Origin of the sequence: Zoogloea sp. (assembly GCF_041911615.1) — a bacterium.
In the GTDB taxonomy this organism is placed as follows: domain Bacteria; phylum Pseudomonadota; class Gammaproteobacteria; order Burkholderiales; family Rhodocyclaceae; genus Zoogloea.
In genome coordinates this window covers 1-2,771 of the sequence record NZ_JAYROR010000051.1, presented here as the reverse complement: position 1 = coordinate 2,771, position 2,771 = coordinate 1, and the positions used below count along the sequence as shown (strand labels likewise).

Here is a 2,771-nt window from a genome sequence, read left to right as displayed (position 1 = left end):
TTTGCACCCAGCCGAGCTGCTCCTTCGGACACGGCAGCGAGACTCCCCAGTCTCCCTTCAACGGCTCGAACCCCAAGACTTCTTCGTTGGCATCATCACCATCGATCGCGTCTTCGTCGAAGAGGCAGTAGATCCTGGTCCGTGGTCCATCGCATGTCGCAACGATGGGCGCGCTCTTGGGTGCCTGGTCGGCGATCAAGCTGGCGGCCACGCCCGTCACGGCCCTGAGTTCAGAGCGAGCCGTGCCGTCCTTGCCCTGAGTGAGCAGTTCGACAATGGCATCCCATGTCTGCAACGCATCGCGGTGCGGCGAGCTGCGAAACGTCCGGCTGACAACGGTGGTCATTTTTGCTTCCCTCCTTGAAGGCGCATTTGCTTTGCCTGTCGTATCGCACTGCGCAGGTGCTCTACGGAAAGCTTGTTCGGATCGATAGCCACTTGCGGGTCGGCCGCGAGGGCGTTGGCTACGACCTTGCGAATGGCCCGACCATCCAATCCGACGCACTCGCCAGCGCACACGTCGAACTGGTGAGCCGAGGAAAGCTTGCCAATCCCCGGAAATGTCTTTGCCAGGCCATTCAGGCAGTCCACTAGGATCTGCTTGCAGGCATCCTTGCCGGGCAGTGGCACCTCCATCACCATGTCGCAACGAGATAGGAAGGCACTGTCGACGGCCTGTGGGAAGTTGCTGGTGGCCACGAACAGCAGATGCGGGTTGCGTTCGGCCAACATGTCCAACTGCACCAACACCGCGTCGGTGGCCCGGTGCACATCAACCGGGTTGGCTTCCAGGCTGAGCTTCGCTCGATCAGCCGCAAGCGTTTCGACCTCGTCCAGAAGGACGATCGTCGGGCCCGCCGCTGCGGATTCTGCGATCGATTGCGAGAACAGGTCTGCCACGGCGCGTTGAGTCTTTCCCATTGCAGAGCTCGTCAGCGTGTGAGGCTCCACTTCCAGCAATCGAAACTTCGCAGAAGAAAAAGATTCGGCCACACGATGCGCCAAGCCCCGTGCCAAGGAGGTCTTCCCAGTCCCCGGCGGGCCGACCAACAAGATCACGCCGTGCAGGGGGAGTACCGTGCGCTCCACCTTGGGGCGCACCGTGAAGTTGACGATCGCTTGTGACAGCAACTGTTTTTTGATGGCTTCGTCCATCACGATCGAATCCCACAAGTCACCCAGCGACTTATCCGGCAGCTTCCAGCTTCGATGGATGCCTTTCGGCAAAGTGGCGTCTGATGAAGGATTCTTGGTCATCCGTGGCTCTCGGCGGGTCAGAGAATGGTGCGATAGGTCGCCAGCACCTTGGTCGTTTGCACAAGGCCTTGGCGCAGCAGGATTTCGAGATAGCGGTCCACATCGATCGGCGGATGCTTGAGTTGGGCACGCTGGCGCTGCGCAGCCGACACTACGGCGGCCGCATCCAGATCCAGCAGGTTGTCCACAAACTCATCGGGGTGCTGCGATTCGATGCCGTACGGAGCCAGCAGATCGTTCGGGAAATCACGTTCGTTGAACGTCACAATCACGCTCGCACCGCAGCGAATCGCCGCAGCCAGGACGTGCCGATCGTTCGGATCGGGTAATGTCAGGCCTGCCACGAGCGCTTCGTAGCCCTCCACCAAGCCGTCCGGAATGGCCCTGTCCATGAGATCCGACGTCCTGTCGACCTGAACCCGGGTGAGATCGGGGCGGTTGATCAACAGGTTGCGTTTCCACTCCTCATGAATGGCTTGGCTCCACCGCGCCCGGAAGCGGCCAGACAGGCCGAGCCACATCAGGAAATCCCGCAGTGGCGCGGGATATAGAACGCACGCGTCGTAGACGGCGGTGAATGGGGAATGCCTCATTCGTATCCCATTCCCAACTCTTGCGACTGCTGAGCGAGTTCGGCCATCGCCTGCTCACTGGCGCGCTCGCGCGCTTCCTTGTACTGCATCAGATCGGCGAACCTCACCCTGCGGTGCTTGCCGGTGCGATGAAATGCCAACACCCCATCTTCTAGCAGCTTGACGAAATGGGGACGGGACACGTTGAGCAAGTCCGCCGCCTCTTGGGTCGTCAGCTCTGCATGGACGGGCACCACCTTTACTGCATTGCCATCGGCCAACTCGGCCAGGATGTCGACCAGCAGGCGTAAAGCCGAGGTAGGCAGTTCCACCTGATGAGCCTGTTTGTGGTCATCAAAGATCTGGATGTGCTGCGTCTCGAACTGGGTTGCGAGGTAAGCCGCCAAGGCACGTTGACCCTGGACGGCTGCCTTAACCTCTCCCGCGGCGGGAAGGGTCATCTTGGATTGGGCAGTGGCGGTGGTCATGGGTAGCTCCTAAGCGAAAACGGTTGCAGAGCCGATCATATTCGAAACACTCGAAAAACGCAATAATCGAAACGCGACCCGGGCTTTTGTAGGTTCGCTCGCGGCATGCCCAATCCGGTCGTCCGCCAGTTCCTATTGTTTGCGGCCTAAAACAGCCCTGATCTCCACGATCACCCCATTGCTGATCACACAGGAATGGCGCGATGGTGGCTTCGATCTGGCTGCGCGCCGCGCATCGCGGCGTACCCACTCTTCTCGTGACGGCCCTCCTGCTGGGTCAGTCCCCGATGGCCTTGGCCGAGTCCCCTGCGCAGCGCCAGGAGCTGGTCGCCGCACTGCGCCAGCTCGACGCGCTGGAGCGCACCGTCGCGGACAGCGCCGCGCATGCCCCCATCCAGCCGGGCGAGCGCTACCACTTCGACTACCCGCGGCTGCTGGCTGACCTGGCGCGCGT

General features: G+C 61.2%; 5 protein-coding genes. 1 reads left to right on the top strand and 4 read right to left on the bottom strand.

The features are described from left to right. The 4 genes from cap8 to ACE3P2_RS06090 form a co-directional block, all read right to left on the bottom strand. Positions 1–346: type III CBASS phage resistance system CD-NTase-associated protein Cap8 (gene cap8, locus ACE3P2_RS06105; protein ID WP_374262182.1), on the bottom strand; the 346-nt coding region annotated here is incomplete at its 3' end. Continuing rightward, positions 343–1,257: an AAA family ATPase gene (locus tag ACE3P2_RS06100; RefSeq protein ID WP_016852809.1), complete on the bottom strand. Its 915-nt coding sequence runs from the start codon at positions 1,255–1,257 to the stop codon at positions 343–345. The genes ACE3P2_RS06100 and cap8, both read right to left, overlap by 4 nt. 17 nt (positions 1,258–1,274) lie before the next feature. Next, positions 1,275–1,850, bottom strand: coding sequence for a PIN domain-containing protein (locus tag ACE3P2_RS06095; RefSeq protein WP_003153636.1), 576 nt, complete (start codon positions 1,848–1,850; stop codon positions 1,275–1,277). Next, positions 1,847–2,317, bottom strand: coding sequence for a helix-turn-helix domain-containing protein (locus ACE3P2_RS06090; protein ID WP_003050245.1), 471 nt, complete (start codon positions 2,315–2,317; stop codon positions 1,847–1,849). The genes ACE3P2_RS06095 and ACE3P2_RS06090 overlap by 4 nt, the downstream gene beginning before the upstream one ends. A 203-nt stretch (positions 2,318–2,520) precedes the next feature. On the opposite strand from ACE3P2_RS06090, the gene ACE3P2_RS06085 reads away from it, so the two are divergent. Further along, a partial coding sequence (locus tag ACE3P2_RS06085; protein WP_374262177.1) for an RAQPRD family integrative conjugative element protein occupies positions 2,521–2,771 on the top strand: 251 nt, incomplete at its 3' end.

Coding starts and splice junctions, on each gene's coding strand:
- ACE3P2_RS06100 (WP_016852809.1), bottom strand. CDS start 1,257: ATGACCAAGAATCCTTCATCAGACGCCACTTTGCCGAAAGGCATCCAT.
- ACE3P2_RS06095 (WP_003153636.1), bottom strand. CDS start 1,850: ATGAGGCATTCCCCATTCACCGCCGTCTACGACGCGTGCGTTCTATAT.
- ACE3P2_RS06090 (WP_003050245.1), bottom strand. CDS start 2,317: ATGACCACCGCCACTGCCCAATCCAAGATGACCCTTCCCGCCGCGGGA.